The following is a 262-nucleotide window of genomic DNA, read 5'->3' on the forward strand; positions in this document are numbered from 1 at the left end:
AATAATTCTCTGACTTAATGGTGACGTACATGAAAATGTACGGCTACAAAAAACGACAATGTATCTAATGCATGTCAATAAAATCTAAAAATAGATTTTCGTCAGAATTTGATGGATAACGAGGCGTGCCAGTGAGGTGATGTCGCCGCGTACTTATGTACGCAAGACAAACCGAACGCAGCACAACGAAGTTAGCCGCAAATTATGGCGTAAAATAAGTAAAGATTTTAAGGGCGTACGGTGGATGCCTTGGCGATATCAG

Origin of the sequence: Veillonella sp. AF36-20BH (genome assembly GCF_003602765.1) — a bacterium.
In the GTDB taxonomy this organism is placed as follows: Bacteria; Bacillota; Negativicutes; order Veillonellales; family Veillonellaceae; genus Veillonella; species Veillonella hominis.